The sequence below is a fragment of the Acinetobacter sp. 826659 genome (assembly GCF_000588515.1).
GTDB classification, from domain to species: domain Bacteria; phylum Pseudomonadota; class Gammaproteobacteria; order Pseudomonadales; family Moraxellaceae; genus Acinetobacter; species Acinetobacter pittii.
This window is the reverse complement of record NZ_JFYD01000002.1, coordinates 201,250-217,731: the sequence shown is the minus strand read 5'-3', so window position 1 is coordinate 217,731 and position 16,482 is coordinate 201,250. Positions and strand designations below refer to the sequence as shown.

Sequence of the window (16,482 nt, the reverse complement as noted above, 5' to 3'; positions counted from 1 at the left end):
AAAAATTAAAAAAATTAACGCTTTAATAAAGCTTTTAAATTTGCCAGATATTGTTGAGCCTGTTCTTTAGGGTCAACATTAGCCGCAATTTTCTTTTTACGCCCTAACCACTCAAGCTCATCTTGCGGAAGCTCATCAAGGAAACGGCTAGGCGTCATTTGTTTCATCTGTCCACCATTTTTACGCTGTTCCGCTAGAGTTAAAGTTAAACCTTGGCGTGCACGTGTAATTCCCACGTACATGAGACGGCGCTCTTCCTCAATGGTTTCTGCTGCAATCGAGTTTTTGTGAGGCAATAGTTCTTCTTCAAGTCCCATAATGTATACATATGGGAATTCCAGACCTTTTGCTGCATGCAAAGTAAGAAGGTTAACTTTATCTGTATCTTCTTCTTCCTGCTGCTGTTCTAACAGATCGAGCAAAACTAGTTTTCGGATGACACTTTCAATATTCTTTTCATCAACATCTTCAGCACGATTAATCAGATTTTGAATACTGGTAAATAAGTTCTCGATATTATCGAGTTTACTTTTCTCTTGTGCAGGTGTTGCTGACTGTTCTCGAACGTAATCCATATAACCCGCTTCATTCATCATTTGACGAACTTTAGGCACAGGCTCATCATCTTCTAAGAGTTCACGAGTAAATGTCGCGATAAAGTCAGCAAACTCATGAAGCTGTGTTTCTGCCTTTTTAGGAAGCACCATGCTTAAACGCTGGTCAGCAGAAGCACCGAGTAAAGACAAATTATTTTCTTGTGAAAATAAACCTAGTTTCTCTAGAGTAACAGGGCCAATCGCACGTTTAGGCGTATTAATAATTCGTAAGAAAGCACTGTCATCTTCTGGATTAATAATAAGACGTAAGTAACTCATCACGTCTTTAATTTCTGCACGGGCGAAGAACGATGTACCGCCAGAGAGTTTATACGGAATTTGCATTTGACGAAGCTGGGTTTCTAACACACGTGCCTGAAAGTTTCCGCGATATAACACAGCATAATCTTTCCAGTTCTTACCGTTCATCAGTTTATGAGTCAGTAGGTCTTTGACCACGCGCTCTACTTCATCATCATCATTACGACATGTAATGATTCGGATGACTTCCCCATGCCCTTTATCACTCCATAATTTCTTGTCAAAAATATGTGGGTTATTTTGAATCACACAGTTCGCTGCTTTTAAAATACGGCTGGTCGAACGATAATTTTGTTCAAGTTTAATAATATGTAGATTTGGGAAATCCTGTTTAAGCAAAGCCATATTTTCGGGCTTAGCACCACGCCATGCGTAGATTGACTGGTCATCATCACCTACCGCGGTGAACTGCCCCATTACCCCAACTAAAAGTTTGACCAAAATATACTGCGCGGTGTTGGTATCTTGATATTCATCGACTAATAAATAACGGACACGGTTTTGCCACTTGTCACGTACTTCTGCATTTTCTTGCAATAAGCGTGTTGGCATAACAATCAAGTCATCAAAATCGACAGCATTGTAGGCACGTAAATTACGTTCATAAAGTTGATAAAGATGGGCAAACTGGACATCTTCTGGTGTTTCACAAGTCGAATGCGCTTGTTCAGGCAAAATCAGATCGTTTTTCCAATCTGAAATTTTCTTCATTGCCTTGGCAATTAATTCTTTACTCTCTGCACCCGATAAATTGTCGCGATGCATCAAATCCATCAAAATACGTTTACAGTCGTCTGCATCTAAAATCGAAAAATTAGCTTTTAAAGGTAAATTTTTAAGTTCTAAACGTAAAAGATTTAAACCAAAAGTATGGAAGGTAGAAACAGATAAACCTTTTGCTTCTTCACGCGACAAAAGCTTGGTCACACGTTCTTTCATTTCACGTGCAGCTTTGTTTGTGAAGGTCATCGCGGTTATACGATGCGCAGGAATACGGCAATGTTGCACCAAATAGGCAATTTTACGCGTAATTACCGATGTTTTACCTGAACCAGCGCCAGCAAGCACCAATAAAGGGCCCTGAGTATATTTCATGGCTTCTTCTTGCTTGTTGTTCAATTGACTGGCAGATGACATCGTGTATTACCTCTTAATTTTTCGAGCATGATTATAGTCATCTCTTTTTTAGAATCCCAATAGTAAATCTATGGATATGTATAAATGATGTCTAATAATGCAATTTATGCGCCGCAGAATGTCGTGATTATTTCTTGTACTGCACCCATAAAAAAACCCCCCGAAGGTGGTTTTTGAAACAATAAACTAGATCTTATTGTTTAGCATAAATGCTGATTTCTACACGGCGGTTTTGTTCACGGCCAGATGCAGTTGAGTTATCTGCGATCGGGTTAGATGAACCATAACCTTGCGCGTCGATACGGCTAGCAGATACGCCTTGGCTAGCTAAATAACTACGTACTGATTGAGCACGTGCTTGTGATAATGGAATGTTGATAGAGTCATTACCAGTGTTATCAGTATAACCTGTTACAAGAATTGCACTCTTGTTATCTTCAGCCAAAGTTTGAGCCACTTTGTTCAAAGTTGCGTAGAAGTTTGGCTTGATGTTTGATTTGTTTGTATCAAAAGTAATGCTACCAGGCATGATCAATTGAACAGAACCATCTGGGTTACGGCCAACGTCTACACCAGTACCCGCCATTTGTTGACGAAGTTTTTTCTCTTTCTGGTCAAGATATACACCACCAGCAGCACCAAGAACTGCACCAATTGCCGCAGCACGGTTGTTTTGACGGCTAGAGTTTGCATTTGATTTAGAAATACCATAACCAGCTGCTGCACCAATTAAAGTACCTAATGCGGCTTTATCGTATTCAACGCCACCAAGATTATTACCAGTTGTTTGACAACCAGAAAGAACTACTGCTGCCCCTACCACTGTTGAAATAACTAATGCACGCATTGCATGCCTCCTCACTTTGTGTGTTTTGTTGTCTGAATGAATAATGAAACAAAAAGGAAGTATAAAACATTGATATTTTGTTAATAATAAACAGTTTAGTTATGTTTTTGTAATATTTTGATGCACTTTAAGATGCTAGCTCATCACAATTTCTTCATTGTTGTCTAAGATAACGTTGTATTTCATATTATGACAGTTATAGTTGAACAACTTTTCTATGGATTTGAGACATTCGGGGTCATTTATATGCCAACTGCACCCAATAAACAATCTGCGCTAAAAAAAATTACACGTGGACTCACTGTAGGTACAGTCATTACAGGAAGTACTTTTTTTCATGGTCCCCCTGTTCTTGCATTAGGTCTGACCAAGCTTTTAAAGAAATCATCAAAAATAGATGAAACTAATATTCAAATTACAAATAGCTGGTTAGGGGTAAATAATTGGCTAATTGACCATGTTCTTCCTAATCTAAAATGGGACATTACTATTGATGAAGGGCTTGATCTGAATATGCAAGGTCGTTATCTCATGACCTGTAATCATCAAAGTTGGGTAGACACGACTGTAAATCAATATTTTGGTTTAACCCGTATGCCCCTTACCCGTTTCTTTACTAAATGGGAACTCATCTTTATTCCTTTTGTTGGCCAAGCATTTAAAATTTTAGGCTTCCCAATGATGAAACGTCACACTAAAGAACAGATCGCAAAGAATCCTGAACTTAAAGACCGTGACATGATGGAGGCGCGTAAAGCCTGTGAACAACTTCTTAGTCAGCCCTTCACCCTATTAAATTATTTGGAAGGTACTCGTTTTACTCAAGAAAAACATGACCAGCAAAAATCCCCTTATAAGCATTTGCTAAAACCCAAAGCAGGTGGCTTGGCGCTTGCATTAAACATCTTGGGTGACAAAATCGATGCCCTAGTTGATATGACCATCGTCTATCCTGATGGTGTACCGGGATATAGCGATTTCTGGCTTGGGGATGTTTCTAAAATTGCGGTTAACTTACGTAAAATTGAAATTCCAGACTGGGTGCTTGGCGGCAACTATGAAGATGACACAGCTTATCGTGAACGTTTTCAGCAATGGGTTCATGACATTTGGACCGAAAAAGATCAACTTATTGAGCAAATGAAGTCTCAATATACCACTGCAAATATTTAAGAAAGCACCCGTTATTATGCAAAACAGTTCTGGGAAAAAAACGAAATACCATCATGTAGACCCAAACAGCCTTTCATTTAAGCTGTTTTTGGTCTACGACATCTTTATGGTGTTTATTATCATTTTTAACTTGTTCTGTCTTGCGACTAATTTCTTTTTAATGAGCAGTATTGGAGCATGGTTCTTCGAACATATTCACTTGCCCCAAGTACTCAGCTTTTATCGTACTTCACTACATCCTTGGGTGATTACATCAGAAGCTTGGTTTATTGGTTTTTTAATTATTGAGCTGCTTGTACGCTGGGCTATTGCGATCATCAACAAGCACCATAAGCGTTGGTTCTTTTTCCCTTTTATTCACTGGTATGAAATTTTAGCCATTATTCCTCAACTTCGTTTTTTACGTTTATTCCGTGCTGGAATTATTGCTTACCGTTTACATGAGTTGGGTTATCCAGTTGTTCCAGAAAGCTGGCGGAAAACTGGGCTATTTTATTATCGCGTCGTAATGGAAGAATTATCTGACCGCGTTGTAATTACCGTGATTGATGGTATTAGATATGAACTTCAAACCAGTTCTAGCCATAAACAGATTATTCATGACTTGGTTAATCATCATCGTGAGCAATTTACTGTCGCTCTAACCGCATTATTACAAGAATCTTTAGCCACCGCTTTAAAAGAACAAAAGCCTGCCATTACAAAAGGTGTGGGCAAAATTGTAGATCAAGCCATTATTGATACGCCTGAGCTAACTCAATTATTACGCTTAATTCCTTTAGTCGGTGGCCGCATTGAACAGCAAATTCAAAGCATTGGTCAAAGATTAGGTGAAAATATTAGTGCAGGTTTAATTGAACCTTTAATTGAGGGATCTCAAGATGCTCCAAATCCTACTTATCAATTAATTTCTCAAAGAGTAAGTGAAATCAATATTAATAATCGTCAGCTTGAGCAATTGGTTGAATCTGTCGTGTTCGAGACACTGGAGTCTGTACGTAAACAAGTCAAGGTCAAACAATGGCAACAAACCCTTGCGGAGTATGATCGAATCAAAGAATAAGCATTTATTTAATTTTTTATGAATCACGCTAGAGAATTGGCACGAATTGTTCTAGCATTTGCCCTATTTACAATAAACTTAACGATATTACAGCTCGTTTAACGCCTTGAAGGAAGACTTATGGCTGATATACGGATTACCGGCAGAATGGTTAACTTTAGCAGGATAACCTTCGATACCAATGATCATGATGTGATCCGCCAGCAATTATCAAATATTTTAAATGAAGGTTCCTATCAAGGAACTTTAGTGATTATTGACAGTACAGTTGAGCAAGAGTTAATTGGATTGATTCAACTTCTGGTGAGCTTGGGTTTACAACCAATGGCGGTAATCGACGGTATTTTAGGAGATGAGGCTCGCGCTATTCAATTCCCTGTTTTACCGGCAGATCAACCATTACAACGCATTAAAGCGACAGCTGAACAAGTGGCTATTGTGGAAAAACCTGCTACAGCTCCTGCCTCGTCTTCAGCAGAAACAAAAAAACCACTAAACAAGATAGCGGTCGCTCATATTACCTCTTATCATGATGAAATTTTGCGTACAGGCCAATCCCTTGTACAAGATAACGGCGATATTATTTTAAAGGCTGGCATGAATAGTGGTTCCGAGGTGATCGCTTCAGGAAATATACATATTTATGGCACAGTTCGTGGTAGAGTCATTGCTGGTGCGGGCGGGCACGCAGCTGCACGCATTTTTTGCCAATCTTTAGAGGCTGAGCTCGTTTCCATTGCCGGAACGTATTGTGTCGCAGATGATATCCCTAAACATGTGGTAAAAAAGCCAGTACATATTTATTTAAATGAAAAGCAAGAGCTTGAATTTGAAGCTCTAGAACTTTAATTTATTAAGCAAATCACCAAAAAACAGCCCTTTTAAGGGTGTATGACCATAATAGGAGTGGATTCGGTGGCCAAAATTGTTGTCGTAACATCAGGCAAAGGTGGTGTAGGTAAAACTACAACGAGCGCATCTTTTGCAACAGGTTTAGCCCTTCGTGGTCATAAAACTGTTGTGATTGATTTTGATGTAGGCTTACGTAACCTTGATTTGATTATGGGTTGTGAGCGTCGTGTTGTTTACGATTTTGTTAATGTTATTAATAACGAAGCACGTCTGCAGCAAGCCCTTATTCGCGATAAAGATATCGAAAACCTTTATATTTTACCGGCTTCACAAACACGTGATAAAGATGCGTTGAGCGACGAAGGTGTTGCTCGTGTTATTGATGAGCTATCTCAAGAATTTGATTACATCATTTGTGACTCACCTGCAGGGATCGAGCGTGGTGCAATTTTAGCCATGTATCATGCAGATGAAGCAATCATTGTAACAAACCCTGAAATCTCTTCAGTACGTGACTCTGACCGTATTATTGGTATGTTAGATAGCAAAACCAAGAAAGTTGAACACAACGAAGGGCGTATACGTAAACATTTATGTATTACACGTTTTAACCCGGAACGTGCTGACCGTCAGGAAATGCTGACAATTGATGATATTTCTAAAGATATTTTACGCGTACCGACATTAGGTGTTATTCCAGAATGTCCAAGTGTATTACAAGCATCAAACGAAGGTAAGCCAGTTATTCTGTATTCAGAAACTAAAGCTGGTCAGGGGTATGATGATTTGGTTGCACGCTTCCTTGGTGAAGACCGTCCTTATCGACACATCACAGCTCAACCTAAAGGCTGGTTAGCACGACTATTTGGAGCGTAGATATGGCAGGATTCTGGAGTAAATTATTTAGCAGCGAAGAAAAACCATCAAGTGCTCAAACTGCCAAAGATCGTTTGAAAGTTATTGTTGCTTCTGAACAAGGTTTAGGCCGCCGTTTAAGCCAAGACAAAATTGATCAGATGAAAAAAGAAATCATGCAAGTGGTTAGTCGTTATGTTAGCGGTGTAGGTGAACAGCATATCCAAATGCAAGTTCGCTCTGAAGCTAATATCGAAATGTTAGAAATGAATATCAATTTACCTGAAGAACGATAATTCTATTTCTGACTATTCAATAAATCAGAATCAAGGCAAAATAACGCAAGTTATTTTGCCTTTTTTAAAATGAGGAGATTGTCATGGCATTATCACAGCCAGCAACTTTCAATGAAGAATGGTCCGATGAGCGTGTTTTTGCCTACCTCAACCAACTTCCTCCAAGTGGTGTGAATGCAGATTTTCATGTGCTCTACCATGCATTCAAACATATGCGCCCAACAGACTATGAGCGTCTTTTAACGCAATTTATTGCGGACGGACGCGATATCAATGCAACAAATCCTGAAGGTGAACGCATTCATGACGTGATTGCTAAGTTTCCGCGTCAATCGGCACCATTTTTAGAAGTTCTAGCAAAGTTTGCCTAGTTTTTCTATTTGAATAAGACTGCATAATCTATCTTAGTAAAACTTAAGAGATAGATTATGTGGTTTATTTAATTACCTAAATTATTTACATTTATTACAGATAATCTTAAAGTCATCAACACCATTTAATTCTAAATATAAATTTATGAACCCAGAACATATTAATTTAAAACAAACACAATCCATCCAGTCAAATCATATAGAAAATTTAAAAATTATTAGTGTTAATAAATTTATCTTTCTATCCTTAATTTCGTTTGGCTTATACCCAATTTGGTGGATGTTTAAGGCATGGCGATTTTTTCTAATCAAAGATAAGTTAAATATTATGCCCGCTGCTCGTGCAATTTTTTCTATATTATTTTTATATTCACTATTTAATCACATAAAAAACTATGCCAAAGAACAAGGGTATACTAATGATTTCTCTTCAGTTTGGATGTATCTAGGATATCTCATTGCATCTTTACTGGTTGGCCTACCTGATCCTTACTGGCTTATCTCGCTCTGCAGCATTATATTTTTAATCCCAGCCTTTAAAGCGTTGAACTATGCACAAAAACAATTAAATACGACAATTGAGCAAGAAAAATTCAATACACCTCAAATCATTTTAATTATTATAGGATCTATCATGTGGCTGCTGATTCTTGTCAGTTTTGTTATATTATTCCTATATCAGTGATCTAAAATTTAGCAATTAAAAAAGCCTCTTTTAGAGGCTTTTTTAATTGCTAAATTTATCGATTACCAATCAGGAAAATACCAAATACGGTAAAAATACCGCCCGAAATACCATCAATCCATTTTGAAAAATTACGGTAAGCTGCTCTAAAACTCGGTAATGAAAAAATAAAAGTCACAAAGCAAAACCATAAAATTGTCTCGACTGTGACAATAATAAAGAGTAGCCAGTGAACTTGATCAAGTTGAGGATTAGCTAAAAATAAAGAGAAAACACTACCAAAATAAATAACAGCTTTCGGATTTGATAGATTAGTTATTAGACCTTTTATAAAAAATAAGTAAGGTGCTTTGGGGAGCTCAACAGCAACATTGCCCTCTTGCTGATTTTTTGAAAAAGCCGAACGTAGCATCTGATAGCCCAACCAACACAGATATAAGCCACCAGCAATGAGCAAACCTTGCTTTAACCAAGCCATTTTTTCAAAGATAAGATTTAACCCCATCAGTGCCAAACAAGCCCAAAACATAACCCCTGCCGTTATACCAGCAACGACCAGCATAGCGTCTTTACGAGAACGACTAATGGCGGTTTGAGATACAAGAAAAAAATCAGGCCCAGGAGTGATAAGTGCACAAAAGTGAATAAAGGCTAAAGTAATTAGAGCTAATAACATGTCTTTCTCCTGATTTAATTCATTGTTATTTATTTAGGGAAAATACATTAGCATTTTTTACTAGACGATAAAATCTTTAAGTCATTTATAAATAGGTTCACTTTATTTAAGTTATAAAAAAGCCTCCGAAGAGGCTTAAATTATATTGTCTTAAACTAGAATATCCCGCTTACCATTAGGGCCCATTGAGCTCACAATGCCATTCTCTTCCATTTGATCAATAATACGAGCAGCACGGTTATAACCAAGGCTAAATTTACGCTGTAGCGAAGATGTAGACGCTTTTCGAGTTTCTAATACGAATGACACACATTGATCATAAAGTGCATCTCGGTCAGAACCGCCCTCGCCCTCTTCAAAGCCACGTGACGTTGGCTCTTCATCAAATGGAGTCAAGATTTCATCAATATAATCAGGCTCGCCACGCTCACGCCAAGCATCACAAATACGGTTTACTTCATCATCACTAATGAAAGCACCATGTACACGTTCTGGCTCAATTTTACCTGGTCCTAAGAACAGCATATCACCGTGACCTAACAAGTCTTCTGCACCACCTGCATCCAAAATAGTACGCGAGTCAATTTTACTGTTTACACGTAGTGCTACACGCGTTGGAATATTGGCTTTAATCAAACCAGTAATAACATCAACAGAGGGACGTTGAGTTGCAAGCAATAGATGAATACCAGCAGCACGAGATTTTTGCGCCAAACGGGTAATCATTTCTTCTGCTTTTTTACCCACTTGCATAATCATGTCAGCGAACTCATCCGCAACAATGACAATAGATGGTAATGGCGTTAAATGAGGTGCACGTTCTTGTGTCGCCGAGTCACTTGGCTTCCAAGTCGGATCAATTAAGTCTTCGCCATTCGCAATCGCTTCTTCAACTTTACGGTTGTAGTCACTTAATTTACGAATTTTTAAGAACGACATAAGTTTATAACGGCGTTCCATTTCATTCACACACCAGTTCAAAGCACTTACCGCATCTTTCATGTCAGTAACGACTGGAGTTAATAAATGTGGAATATCATTATAGTTTGCAAGTTCGAGCTGTTTTGGATCGATTAGAATTAAACGTAATTGATCAGGCGTATATTTAAGCAACATCGATAAAATCATCGAGTTGACCGCAACCGATTTACCAGAACCTGTCGTACCAGCAACCAACATATGTGGTGCTTTCGCTAAATCAGTGAGTACAGGATTACCTGAAATATCTTTACCCATCGCCATACTAATGAGTGCACTTGGGTCGCGATATGTTGGTGTTTCCAATAACTCAATCAAACGTACCATTTCACGGGCACTGTTTGGCACCTCAATACCAATGTATGGTTTACCAGGAATAACTTCGACCACACGTACAGATGCCATCGACATTGAACGCGCCAAGTCACGTGAGATATTCGTGACCTTAGAAGCTTTAACACCGGGTGCCAAATCTAACTCAAAGCGAGTTACAACTGGCCCTGGTTGAGCCTCTACCACCTGTGCTTTAACGTTAAATTCTTGTAATTTAATTTCAAGCAATTCAGACAAACGTGAAAGTTGCTCTTCAGTAAAGTTGACTTTCTTATTTGGATCGACCTTATCGAGTAAATCAAGACCTGGTAAAGTTGGCAAATCCAAACGCTTCTTAGCAACTTGCATTGCACGAGACATTGGGCGACCTGATGCATCTGTTAACGGTGCATCAAAATCGAAATCGTCTTCATCAAAATCAGCATTTTCCTGCGGTTTTCCAGCAGTCTCCTGCCAAGCTTCAATAAACTCTTCTTTTGAAAGTTTGTCGGCCTGAATAGTCGTTTGAATAGGAGCTTTTACAAATGCTGAAGATTGCGCATAACTACTTGCTCTCACAGGTTCAGTTGGGGCAATGTCTTCATCTATTAATAAATCATCAAAATCTTCAAAGATTTGTTCGTTTGCTAAATTTTTAGGTGATTGATTTAAATTTGAAATATTTGAAGATGTTTCATTCGCAATATTAACAGATTGCGAAGTTGGTTCCGCCTCTACATGATGATCTTGAACAAATGGTGTATGCACATCTGTTGCAGTTTTACTGTTTGGAACCGCGGCAAGCAACTCATCAAAAATCTCATCATCATTCCAATCAAGACCATGTAAGTCTTGTTTAGATGATGGTTGATTTTGATTTACTTGAGAAATTGTTTGCTGAAATTGCTCATGAGTAGGAACTTGCTCTGTCTCTGTCGAATCATCAGCTGCTCTTAAAAGCGCATCAATTTCTTGCTTATGACTCGCATCATCACGCTGTAAAGCACGCCATACTTCGCCAGTCGCAACTAAACGTTGGCTATCTCGTTCAAGTTTATGAGCCTGTTCAAGCGTATGCTCAAAGTTCTGAGTATTTGCAACTGGGGTATCTGCAACAGGTTCAGGTCGGCTCTGCTCTTTCGCTAGCACATCTGCAAATAAGCGCTCAGCAACTGCATCATGTCGCGTTGTGGTAGATTGCGGTTGAGTTGATTCAGATTGAACTGATGCTTCTTTCTCATCTGAAGCATTCGCATTCGTTTCTGCATTATCAGCAACTTTAACCGCGGCTGCTTTGGTGGCAGGTTGAGTTGTTAAGTCATAATCCGATTCATTCGGAGATACGTTCTTATAAAATAAATCTTGTAAATAACTTGGTGTAGCTTTGAGCGTAACCCATGTTTTACTCCATTGCACCCCAAATGCAAGCGTAAACAACACGACCCCGAAAACCAGTAAAAATAAGGTTGCACCGTAAATTGTTAACAATTGAGATAGGCTTTGACCTAACTCATAACCAATAATTCCCCCAGCTGCATTATCTAAAGTATCTGCCGGCACATTCCAGTGTAAATAAAGTAAGCTAGATACAACTAAAATTAAGAAGAATTGTGCAGCATAACGAAATGGGCGGTTTAGGAAACTACGTGGCCACCAAACCTGAATTGCTTCAATGAAAAGGAAAATTGGAATAAGCAAACTTGCCCATCCTAAAAAACCGAACAGCAAATCTGCAATCCATGCGCCAGCAATACCACTTGCATTGGATACTTGCTGAGTATCACTGGAAATATGCATCCAGCCCGGGTCAAATGGTGTATATGTTACTGTTGCCAGAAACATATAAATACCAAAAGAAACCAAGAATAATGTCATCAATAAGCGCTGTGCATAAACACTTGACACCGCAGTCATATACTGTCCTGTAACCCATTTAATTATTGGTTTAGAGATGTGAAGAACTATATTTAGATCTTCAACGAATGAACTTTATATTATGCACCTGTTCTTACAAAAAAGGTGCATGATTCTTTACAGTTGTTGTTAACATAAGGCACTTCTATATTGTTATATAACTTAATTCGATTGACCTGATCAATATTATCCACATTGATTTAACGCTATTGATCGGCAAATTCACGTATAATTTTCAAAATTCTCGAAATAAATAAGGATACCCTCAATGAGTGCTCGTCATTCTCGGTTAATTATTCTCGGTTCTGGCCCTGCGGGCTATAGTGCAGCAGTATATGCAGCGCGTGCAAACCTTAAACCTACTTTAATTGCAGGTTTACAACTAGGTGGGCAACTTACAACAACAACCGAAGTTGACAACTGGCCGGGCGATCCTGAAGGTTTAACAGGTCCTGCATTAATGGATCGTATGCAAGCACATGCTGAACGCTTTGGTACAGAACTCGTCTATGACCATATTAACGAAGTGGACTTAAATGTACGTCCTTTTGTTTTAAAAGGTGACATGGAAGAGTACACATGTGACGCTTTGATTATTGCAACTGGTGCTACAGCTCAATATCTTGGCCTAGAGTCTGAACAAAACTTTATGGGACAAGGCGTAAGCGCATGTGCAACATGTGATGGTTTCTTCTACAAAAACCAAAAAGTAATGGTTGTTGGTGGTGGTAACACTGCTGTTGAAGAAGCACTTTATTTATCAAATATTGCTTCACATGTAACGTTAGTACATCGCCGTGATACTTTACGTTCTGAAAAGATTTTGCAAGATCATTTATTTGCCAAAGAAAAAGAAGGCAAAATCAGCATTATCTGGAACCACGAAGTTGAAGAAGTATTGGGTGACAATACTGGCGTAACCAGTGTTCGCCTTAAATCAACTCAAGATGATTCTAAGCAAGACGTAGAGGTTCATGGTCTGTTCGTAGCAATTGGTCACAAGCCAAACACTGGAATGTTTGAAGGCCAGTTAAACCTACGTGATGGCTACATCCAAGTGCAAAGCGGTACCTCTGGTAATGCAACAGCGACTTCTGTAGCTGGTGTTTTTGCTGCTGGTGACGTCGCTGACAGCATTTATCGCCAAGCGATTACTTCTGCTGGGTCTGGCTGTATGGCGGCCCTAGATGCTGAAAAATATCTAGATAATCTTTAATTAATAGATTTCTAGAGTTTTAAAACAGCCGTTCTTATAACGGCTGTTTTTTTAGAATAATGACTAGCTGACATATATTAATTTTTATAGCATAACCTTAAAGCTCATCTTATTTTATTTTTATGAATACACTTCCACTTTCCCAATTCATTTTTCCTGATCCCATTGAGGCCGATCCAGATGGGCATGGTTTAATTTGTATCGGAGCGGACCTCTCCCCTTCTACCCTATATGAAGCATACACCCATGGTCTTTTTCCTTGGTTTAATGAAGATGAGCCTATTTGTTGGTGGAGCCCAGAACCTCGTTGCGTGATCTACCCTCAAAACTACAAGCCCAGCAAGTCATTACTGAGAAATATGAAAAAACATGACTATGCAATTACGGTTAATCATGCCTTTGAACAAGTTATTCGCTCTTGCTCTTTGCCAAGAAGTTATGCAGACGAAACATGGATTAGTGAAGATATTATTCAAGGCTACTGTGAAATGTTTAATGCTGGTTATGGTTACAGTATTGAAATATGGCAACAAGAGGAGCTTGTAGGAGGTTTATATGGTGTTACGATTGGTAAAGGATGTTTTGGTGAGTCAATGTTTAGCAACGAAACCGATGTTTCAAAAATGGCTTTTTATACATTAATGCTCATTGGACAAGAAAATCAGCTACCATGGATAGACTGCCAACTCGTAAACAGTCATTTAATTAGTCTGGGAGCCAGTACACTTTCTCGTCAAGACTACTTAAAATCGTTACAAGATGTAATTATTCACCCCTCTATCAATTGGAAAAAGTATCAAGAACGTGTATTTTCAAGTAAAACAATAGCATTAGATGCAAAATTAATGGAATGATAACAGGAGGGACCAATCATGAAATCATATCACCCGAAGTCCCTTTTAAATGATCTGCAGTATTATATTACTCCACCTCATGATTGCAGCTATCTAGAAAATAAATCAGCACGCATGGTGTTTTTAGATCCCATCCATCGAATTGATGTGGTCACTCTTTCGGAACTTTCTCGTTTAGGCTTTCGCCGTAGTGGCGACTTTGTTTATCGCCCTGAATGTCACCTATGTAGACAATGTCTGTCTTGTCGTGTTCCAGTTGCCGATTTTCAAATGAACAGCATGCAAAAAAAAGCATGGAAACGAAATCAAGATCTCACCATGACTGTTCTACCTACGCGACAAGCAGCACAAATTCATTATGATTTATACGAACGCTATATTAATGAACGCCATGCAGATGGTGATATGTTTCCGCCGAGCTTAGACCAGTTTGAAAAGTTTTTAGTACATAGCTGCACAGATAGTTTTTTTCTTGAGCTTTGGAAAGACAATCGGCTCATTAGCGTTTCTACTTGTGATTTAATGGATGATGGACTATCGGCTGTCTATACATTCTTTGATCCCGATGAGCATCGCAGATCACTTGGTGTTTACTCTATTCTTAACCAAATTGAATATGTGAAATCGCTCGGTTTAGAATATCTTTACTTAGGCTATTGGGTGCCGCATTCAGCTAAAATGAACTATAAATCTCAATATACACCTTTAGAACTTCTGCTCGATGGACAATGGCGCCGTTTAAACAGGTCATTATCACCAGAAGAAATTCAACAGCTAGGTACGTCTCTTATGACTACGTTACCTTCTGAATGGAATAATTTAATCATTAAATAAAGATGCGAAATCATCTGTACAGGTTTTTACCATAATGACTGCATGTTCACGCCCACCATCTTGGGTAGGATAATAATTGCGACGCAGATCAATTTGGTGAAAGCCTGTTTTTTCATATAGACCAATAGCGGCTTTATTACTTTCACGGACTTCTAAAAAGATTTGTACTGGTTGATTTTCTAATTTTTCAATTGATGCACTTAATAACTCATATCCTAAACCCTGCCCTTGCATTTTAGGGTCAACTGCCATGAGTAACAAATTAGCTTCATCTAAAACAGGCTGTAAAATACAAAACCCAACCACTCTGTTTTGTGACTCAATCACTGTACATTGATAAGAGTTCAAAGATTCAATAAATTGCTGTCTTGACCACGGATGGGTCTGAACTGATTTTTCAATTTGAACGACAATATCCACATCAGTGTTTTGCATAATACGAATCATGAGTTTCAACGCAATGAAGATTCTAAAGTAGTGCGTATTATAAAAACTTCCCAAGAAAAAACGAGCAAAAAAAAAGGACAATTGAATTGTCCCTTTTTTCAGTATTTGTTAAAGACCTAATTTTTCACGCCAAGTTGCCAACAATGCTGTGGTATCAGAATCATTTGGATGAAATTTTGGTCTTAAAAAATCAAGCAATTCTGGAATTTGACGAGTCATAAAACCTTTACGACCATACATAAACTTAAGCATGTATTTGGTATCTTTCCAAGTTAATTTATTGTCAGTCTTGAGTAACTTAGCAGTAAAATAAGACTGAGTTGCGAAGATTAATGCCATTGCAATAATCAAGGCTGTTGAACGCATAAAATAAGCTTTCGGACCTTGTCCGTACATACTTGTATACACATCAAATGCGACAGCTTTATGTTCATTTTCTTCAACTGCATGCCACATCCATAAATGATACATAGTGTCATCTTGGAACATAGCCTGAATTTCAGGATTTTGTAAAAGTTCAGCTGCAATGGTCGATGTAAAATGTTCTAGTGCACATGTTCCAGTCAAATCAATCATTTCTTTGGTATAGCCAAAAGGTTTCATTAATTTGGTTACAACAGCTGTACCCATCTTAATGACTTTTCCTGTTTGCTTTTCCATATGACGCACATCATAACCATAAGCCTGTGCTGAAGCATTAAATGCTAAATGCTCTTTGGAGTGCATCGCTTCTTGACCAATAAAAGCACTAATTTCTTTTTGAATATCTGGATCAGCAAGCTTTGGATCATTTCGAACAGCACGCGCACTATTTACAAAGAACTGCTCACCTTCTGGGAAAAGGGCCGATAATGCTGTCATAAAATGTGTTAATGCTGCATCATAATTTGCCCAATAACGTGGGACCTGAGCAAATTCAAAATCCATACGACGCACAGGGAAACTAGCGCCAGCACGATTGGAAATATTTACCTTAGCATTCATCTCAGACTCCTTTTAAGTGAATAGCTAATTCACATATAACTTTATTTATTTTCTTAATATTTATAATCATA

Annotated in this window: 16 protein-coding genes; 10 read left to right on the top strand and 6 right to left on the bottom strand. The window is 38.4% G+C overall.

Annotation, left to right across the window (positions count from 1 at the left end; all coding sequences use genetic code 11):
* Positions 1 to 14: 14 nt before the first annotated feature.
* Both J663_RS05535 and J663_RS05530 read right to left on the bottom strand, forming a co-directional pair.
* Positions 15 to 2,054 carry a UvrD-helicase domain-containing protein gene (locus tag J663_RS05535; RefSeq protein WP_033848355.1) on the bottom strand — a complete coding sequence of 680 codons (2,040 nt, stop codon included), beginning with the start codon at positions 2,052 to 2,054 and terminating at the stop codon, positions 15 to 17.
* 193 nt (positions 2,055 to 2,247) lie between these two features.
* Positions 2,248 to 2,901, bottom strand: coding sequence for an OmpA family lipoprotein (locus J663_RS05530; protein WP_005070886.1), 654 nt, complete (start codon positions 2,899 to 2,901; stop codon positions 2,248 to 2,250).
* 246 nt (positions 2,902 to 3,147) lie between these two features.
* On the opposite strand from J663_RS05530, the gene J663_RS05525 reads away from it, so the two are divergent.
* The 7 genes from J663_RS05525 to J663_RS05495 all read left to right on the top strand — a co-directional run bounded on the left by J663_RS05525 (position 3,148) and on the right by J663_RS05495 (position 8,196).
* A complete protein-coding gene (locus J663_RS05525) occupies positions 3,148 to 4,074 on the top strand; it encodes an acyltransferase (RefSeq protein WP_033848352.1) in 927 nt (308 codons plus the stop codon).
* Between the two features lie 16 nt (positions 4,075 to 4,090).
* Entirely contained in the window at positions 4,091 to 5,137 is a 1,047-nt protein-coding gene (locus J663_RS05520; RefSeq protein WP_033848351.1) for a hypothetical protein, read from the top strand.
* Positions 5,138 to 5,257: 120 nt separating this feature from the next.
* Positions 5,258 to 5,986: a septum site-determining protein MinC gene (gene minC, locus J663_RS05515; RefSeq protein WP_033848349.1), complete on the top strand. Its 729-nt coding sequence runs from the start codon at positions 5,258 to 5,260 to the stop codon at positions 5,984 to 5,986.
* A 66-nt stretch (positions 5,987 to 6,052) separates the two neighbouring features.
* Positions 6,053 to 6,865, top strand: a complete 813-nt coding sequence (minD, locus tag J663_RS05510) for a septum site-determining protein MinD (RefSeq protein WP_002121719.1) — start codon at positions 6,053 to 6,055, stop codon at positions 6,863 to 6,865.
* 2 nt (positions 6,866 to 6,867) lie between these two features.
* Positions 6,868 to 7,140 (top strand): cell division topological specificity factor MinE, encoded by a 273-nt coding sequence (gene minE / locus J663_RS05505; RefSeq protein WP_000896934.1) that lies wholly within the window; start codon positions 6,868 to 6,870, stop codon positions 7,138 to 7,140.
* An 83-nt stretch (positions 7,141 to 7,223) separates the two neighbouring features.
* A complete protein-coding gene (locus J663_RS05500) occupies positions 7,224 to 7,511 on the top strand; it encodes a PA4642 family protein (RefSeq protein WP_033848348.1) in 288 nt (95 codons plus the stop codon).
* Between the two features lie 145 nt (positions 7,512 to 7,656).
* Positions 7,657 to 8,196, top strand: a complete 540-nt coding sequence (locus J663_RS05495) for a hypothetical protein (protein WP_033848346.1) — start codon at positions 7,657 to 7,659, stop codon at positions 8,194 to 8,196.
* 55 nt (positions 8,197 to 8,251) lie between these two features.
* On the opposite strand, the gene rhtC is transcribed toward J663_RS05495, so the two are convergent.
* Both rhtC and J663_RS05485 read right to left on the bottom strand, forming a co-directional pair.
* Entirely contained in the window at positions 8,252 to 8,872 is a 621-nt protein-coding gene (gene rhtC / locus J663_RS05490; protein WP_031947563.1) for a threonine export protein RhtC, read from the bottom strand.
* Positions 8,873 to 9,022: 150 nt separating this feature from the next.
* Positions 9,023 to 12,076: a DNA translocase FtsK gene (locus J663_RS05485; protein ID WP_033848343.1), complete on the bottom strand. Its 3,054-nt coding sequence runs from the start codon at positions 12,074 to 12,076 to the stop codon at positions 9,023 to 9,025.
* 268 nt (positions 12,077 to 12,344) lie between these two features.
* Here J663_RS05485 and trxB point away from each other — a divergent pair, with 268 nt between their 5' ends.
* The 3 genes from trxB to J663_RS05470 all read left to right on the top strand — a co-directional run bounded on the left by trxB (position 12,345) and on the right by J663_RS05470 (position 14,980).
* Complete coding sequence (trxB, locus tag J663_RS05480) at positions 12,345 to 13,292, top strand: thioredoxin-disulfide reductase (RefSeq protein WP_002121722.1); 948 nt, start codon at positions 12,345 to 12,347, stop codon at positions 13,290 to 13,292.
* A gap of 122 nt (positions 13,293 to 13,414) precedes the next feature.
* The gene (gene aat / locus J663_RS05475; protein ID WP_033848341.1) at positions 13,415 to 14,146 is read left to right on the top strand and encodes a leucyl/phenylalanyl-tRNA--protein transferase; all 732 of its coding nucleotides are present in this window, start codon (positions 13,415 to 13,417) and stop codon (positions 14,144 to 14,146) included.
* A gap of 18 nt (positions 14,147 to 14,164) precedes the next feature.
* Positions 14,165 to 14,980 (top strand): arginyltransferase, encoded by an 816-nt coding sequence (locus J663_RS05470; RefSeq protein ID WP_004703325.1) that lies wholly within the window; start codon positions 14,165 to 14,167, stop codon positions 14,978 to 14,980.
* Here the strand turns inward: J663_RS05470 and rimI are convergent.
* Both rimI and J663_RS05460 read right to left on the bottom strand, forming a co-directional pair.
* Positions 14,966 to 15,427, bottom strand: coding sequence for a ribosomal protein S18-alanine N-acetyltransferase (gene rimI / locus J663_RS05465; protein ID WP_002121701.1), 462 nt, complete (start codon positions 15,425 to 15,427; stop codon positions 14,966 to 14,968). The two genes, J663_RS05470 and rimI, sit on opposite strands and share 15 nt — an antisense overlap.
* Before the next feature lie 108 nt (positions 15,428 to 15,535).
* The gene (locus tag J663_RS05460) at positions 15,536 to 16,411 is read right to left on the bottom strand and encodes a metal-dependent hydrolase (protein WP_033848338.1); all 876 of its coding nucleotides are present in this window, start codon (positions 16,409 to 16,411) and stop codon (positions 15,536 to 15,538) included.
* Positions 16,412 to 16,482: the final 71 nt, after the last annotated feature.

What these genes read in the sequence shown, in the direction of transcription:
- rhtC (WP_031947563.1), bottom strand. Translation starts at nt 8,872, where the DNA reads ATGTTATTAGCTCTAATTACTTTAGCCTTTATTCACTTTTGTGCACTT.
- J663_RS05460 (WP_033848338.1), bottom strand. Translation starts at nt 16,411, where the DNA reads ATGAATGCTAAGGTAAATATTTCCAATCGTGCTGGCGCTAGTTTCCCT.
- minE (WP_000896934.1), top strand. Translation starts at nt 6,868, where the DNA reads ATGGCAGGATTCTGGAGTAAATTATTTAGCAGCGAAGAAAAACCATCA.
- J663_RS05525 (WP_033848352.1), top strand. Translation starts at nt 3,148, where the DNA reads ATGCCAACTGCACCCAATAAACAATCTGCGCTAAAAAAAATTACACGT.
- J663_RS05495 (WP_033848346.1), top strand. Translation starts at nt 7,657, where the DNA reads ATGAACCCAGAACATATTAATTTAAAACAAACACAATCCATCCAGTCA.
- J663_RS05535 (WP_033848355.1), bottom strand. Translation starts at nt 2,054, where the DNA reads ATGTCATCTGCCAGTCAATTGAACAACAAGCAAGAAGAAGCCATGAAA.
- rimI (WP_002121701.1), bottom strand. Translation starts at nt 15,427, where the DNA reads ATGATTCGTATTATGCAAAACACTGATGTGGATATTGTCGTTCAAATT.
- J663_RS05470 (WP_004703325.1), top strand. Translation starts at nt 14,165, where the DNA reads ATGAAATCATATCACCCGAAGTCCCTTTTAAATGATCTGCAGTATTAT.
- trxB (WP_002121722.1), top strand. Translation starts at nt 12,345, where the DNA reads ATGAGTGCTCGTCATTCTCGGTTAATTATTCTCGGTTCTGGCCCTGCG.
- minC (WP_033848349.1), top strand. Translation starts at nt 5,258, where the DNA reads ATGGCTGATATACGGATTACCGGCAGAATGGTTAACTTTAGCAGGATA.
- J663_RS05500 (WP_033848348.1), top strand. Translation starts at nt 7,224, where the DNA reads ATGGCATTATCACAGCCAGCAACTTTCAATGAAGAATGGTCCGATGAG.
- aat (WP_033848341.1), top strand. Translation starts at nt 13,415, where the DNA reads ATGAATACACTTCCACTTTCCCAATTCATTTTTCCTGATCCCATTGAG.
- J663_RS05485 (WP_033848343.1), bottom strand. Translation starts at nt 12,076, where the DNA reads ATGACTGCGGTGTCAAGTGTTTATGCACAGCGCTTATTGATGACATTA.
- J663_RS05520 (WP_033848351.1), top strand. Translation starts at nt 4,091, where the DNA reads ATGCAAAACAGTTCTGGGAAAAAAACGAAATACCATCATGTAGACCCA.
- J663_RS05530 (WP_005070886.1), bottom strand. Translation starts at nt 2,901, where the DNA reads ATGCGTGCATTAGTTATTTCAACAGTGGTAGGGGCAGCAGTAGTTCTT.